The sequence below is a fragment of the Streptomyces sp. NPDC004561 genome (genome assembly GCF_053602155.1).
This window is the reverse complement of the sequence record NZ_JBSGDB010000697.1, coordinates 1-3,466: the sequence shown is the minus strand read 5'-3', so window position 1 is coordinate 3,466 and position 3,466 is coordinate 1. Positions and strand designations below refer to the sequence as shown.

The 3,466-nt window shown below is 73.1% G+C and carries 4 protein-coding genes; all 4 read right to left on the bottom strand.

Annotation, left to right across the window (positions count from 1 at the left end; genetic code table 11):
- The coding region (locus ACWEN3_RS43770; RefSeq protein ID WP_452983528.1) for an acyl-CoA dehydrogenase family protein at window positions 1-524 on the bottom strand (524 nt) is incomplete at its 3' end.
- Window positions 521-1,702: an acyl-CoA dehydrogenase family protein gene (locus ACWEN3_RS43765; RefSeq protein WP_452983526.1), complete on the bottom strand. Its 1,182-nt coding sequence runs from the start codon at window positions 1,700-1,702 to the stop codon at window positions 521-523. The genes ACWEN3_RS43770 and ACWEN3_RS43765, both read right to left, overlap by 4 nt.
- Complete coding sequence (locus tag ACWEN3_RS43760; protein ID WP_452983523.1) at window positions 1,699-2,664, bottom strand: NADPH:quinone oxidoreductase family protein; 966 nt, start codon at window positions 2,662-2,664, stop codon at window positions 1,699-1,701. Before ACWEN3_RS43760 ends, ACWEN3_RS43765 begins: the two co-directional genes overlap by 4 nt.
- 86 nt (window positions 2,665-2,750) lie before the next feature.
- Entirely contained in the window at window positions 2,751-3,323 is a 573-nt protein-coding gene (locus ACWEN3_RS43755; protein WP_452983520.1) for a helix-turn-helix domain-containing protein, read from the bottom strand.
- Window positions 3,324-3,466 lie beyond the last annotated feature (143 nt).

The window sequence follows — 3,466 nt, the reverse complement described above, 5'->3', positions numbered from 1 at the left end:
CGGTCCACCGCTCGGCCATGTCGTAGCGCTGTTCGGGGGTGGTGTCGACCAACCGCACACCCGGCCAGATCTCGTAGTCCCCGATCAGCCCGGCGAGCTTCGAGGCGTACGGCGGGGACGGCGACGCCCGGGGCCGAGTGGTGCCCGACCGCGAGGGCGCCGATGGTGCGCCCGGAGGCCAGCTTGCCGAGGAGTTCCTCGTCGCCGCAGGCGAGCAGGGCCTCGGTGGCCACGACGGCGCTGGTGAGGTATGGCACGGGGGCGACGGCGCGGCCGAGCTCCTCCAGGACGACGGCGGCTTCGCGGTGGGAGGCGCCCTGGCCGCCCTGTGCCTCGGGCACCAGGAGACCGGCGAGGCCCATGCCGTCGGCCAGCGACTTCCACAGGGCGAGGTCGTGCGGGTCGTCCGACTCGGTGCGGGCGATCACGCCGGCCGGGGGGCAGTGGTCGTCGAGCAGGTCGCGGACTGCCTCGCGCAGCGCCTCTTCCTCCTCGGAGTAGAGGAGTTCCGGCTGTGTGCTCATCGGGCCAGGTCCTTCCAGGCGACGTCCTTGTCGGTGCGCGGCTCGGTGGGCAGACCCAGGACGCGCTCGGCGACGATGTTCAGCAGGACCTCGCTGGTCCCGCCCTCGATGCTGTTGCCCTTGGCGCGCAGATAGCGGTAGCCGGCGTCGCGCCCGGTGAAGTCGACCAGCTCGGGACGGCGCATGGTCCAGTCGTCGTACAACAGGCCCTCGGCCCCCAGGAGCTCGACCTCCAGGCCGCTGATCTCCTGGTTGAGCCGGGCGAAGGCGAGCTTCATGCCGGCGCCCTCGGGGCCGGGCTGGCCGACGGCGAGCTGCTGGCGCAGGCGTTCGCCGGTGAGCCGGGCGACCTCGGCCTCCACCCACAGCTTGAGCAGCCGCTGGTGCAGTTCGTGGGTGCGCAGCTCCGGGCGCTCGCGCCAGGTCTTCGAGACCGGGCCGATCATGCCGCCCTCGCGGGGCAGCCGCATACCGCCGATGGCGACGCGTTCGTTGTTCAGCGTGGTCTGCGCGACCCGCCATCCGTCGCCGACCTCGCCGAGCCGGCGGGAGTCGGGGATGCGGACGTCGGTGAGGAAGACCTCGTTGAACTCGGCCTCGCCGGTGATCTGGCGCAGCGGCCGCACCTCGACGCCGGGGTCGGTCATGTCGCAGACGAAGTAGGTGATGCCCGCGTGCTTGGGCACGCTCGGGTCGGTGCGGGCGATGAGGATGGCCCAGCGGGCGTTGTGGGCGCCGGACGTCCACACCTTCTGCCCGTTGACTACCCATTCGTCGCCCTCACGCACGGCCCGGGTGCCGAGCGCGGCCAGGTCGGAGCCGGCGCCCGGCTCGCTGAACAGCTGGCACCAGACCTCCTCCCCCACCCACAGCGGCCGCAGAAGGCGCTGCTTCTGCTCCTCCGTGCCGTACTTCAGGATGGTGGGCGCGGCCATGCCGAGCCCGATGCCGTTGCGGCGCGCGTCGTTGTCGGGGGCGCCGGCGGCCTCCAGCTCGGCGTCCACGACGGCCTGGAGGGAGCGCCGGGCGCCGAGCCCGCCGAGGCCCTCCGGGTAGTGCACCCAGGCCAGGCCCGCGTCGAAGCGGGCGCGCAGGAAGTCCAGGCGGTCGGTGCGGGCGGTCGGGTGCGCGGCCAGGAACTCCTGGGTGCGGCGGCGCAGTTCACCGGCGTCGATCATGCTGCCTCCTCCGTCACCACGGCGATGCGGCCGGTGGACCGGCCGTCCGCCACCTTCTGCACGGCGGCGGCGGCCTCGCCCAGCGGCACCCGCTCGCTCACCAGCGGCTTGATCGCGCCCCGCGCGGCCAGTTCGGTGAGCTGCTCGTGGCAGTGCTGGACCAGCTTGGGGTTCTTGGTGTTGTACAGGCCCCAGTGGAGGCCGAGGATCGCGTAGTTCTTCACCAGGGCGTGGTTGAGCGCCGGGCTCGGGATGGCGCCGCTCGCGAAGCCGACGACGACGATCCGGCCCTCGAAGGCCACCAGCTTGGCGGACTGCGCGTAGGCCTCGCCGCCGACGGGGTCGTAGATCACGTCGGCGCCCCGGCCGCCGGTGGCCTCCTTCACGGCCGCCACGACGTCCTCGCCGCGCCGGTCCACGACCAGGTCGCAGCCCAGCTCGCGCGCGACGGCGGCCTTCTCGGCGCCGCCGACCACGCCGATCACGGTGGCGCCCGCCGCCTTGCCCAGCTGCACGGCGGCGCTGCCGACGCCGCCGGCCGCGGCGTGCACGAGCAGGGTCTCCCCCGCCTCCAGTCGGGCCCGGCGGTGCAGCCCGAACCAGCCCGTCTGGTAGCCGATGTGCAGCGCGGCGGCCTCCGCGTCGTCCAGCGACCCGGGCGCGGGCAGCAGGGCGGTGGCGTCCGCCACGGCGTACTCGGCGAAACCGCCGTAGGGCAGCGCGGGGTTGGCGATCACCCGGCGGCCGTCCTCGGTCTCGCCGCAGATCTCCACCCCCGGCGTGAACGGCAGGGGCGGGCGCACCTGGTACTGGCCCCGGCACAGCAGCGCGTCGGGGAAGTTGACGTTGGCGGCACGCACGCGCAGCAGCACCTGGCCGTCACCGGGCGTGGGCCGCTCCACCTCGGCCAGGCGCATCACCTCGCTCGGCTCGCCGTTCTCGTGCACTTGCCATGCCTGCATGGGGGGCCTCCACGGGACTGCTTCGTCTGACCGGGTCCGATCGCATACTAAGCGGTCGCTTGCCGATCAGGGAACAGTCACGGGCGTCACGTCTGCCGGGGCCGCGCCCGCACATGCATCCGCTCCCCCTGCGGGCCGAAGAGACTGAGGAACTCCACCGGCCCCTCCCCCGTCGACCCGAACCAGTGCGGTACCCGGGTGTCGAACTCGGCCGCCTCCCCCGCCGACAGCACGACGTCGTGCTCGCCGAGCACCAGCCGCAGCCGCCCGGCGAGCACGTAGACCCACTCGTACCCCTCGTGGCTGCGCGGATCCGGTTCCAGTGTGCGCTGGGGCTCGAGGACCTTGAAGGCCTGGAGGCCGCCGGGCTGGCGGGTCAGCGGCCAGAAGGTGCGGCCGTGCCGCTCCAGCGGCTTCGCCCGCACCCGCGGGTCGCCGACCGGCGGGGCGCCGACCAGCTCGTCGAGCGGGACCTGGTGGGCCTGGGCGATCGGCAGCAGCAGCTCCAGACTGGGCTTGCGCAGTCCGGACTCCAGCCGGGAGAGCGTGCTGACGGAGATGCCCGTGGTCTCGGACAGCGCCGCCAGGGTCACCTCTCGCTCCTTGCGGATCCGCCGCAGCCGGGGACCCACCTCCGCGAGAACGTCGTCCGTGGTCATATCGACATTGCAGATTCGGCAAACGTATTTGTCAATCCCGCGCCGGGTGGGCGACGGTCGGCGCGGAGGTGGTCACCATGACCGAGCAGTACGAAGTGGTCGTCGTCGGACACGACCGCAGCAGACCGGAACCTCGGGGGACC

Excerpts from the sequence above, each read along its gene's own strand:
- ACWEN3_RS43765 (WP_452983526.1), bottom strand. The coding sequence starts at position 1,702 with ATGATCGACGCCGGTGAACTGCGCCGCCGCACCCAGGAGTTCCTGGCC.
- ACWEN3_RS43760 (WP_452983523.1), bottom strand. The coding sequence starts at position 2,664 with ATGCAGGCATGGCAAGTGCACGAGAACGGCGAGCCGAGCGAGGTGATG.
- ACWEN3_RS43755 (WP_452983520.1), bottom strand. The coding sequence starts at position 3,323 with ATGACCACGGACGACGTTCTCGCGGAGGTGGGTCCCCGGCTGCGGCGG.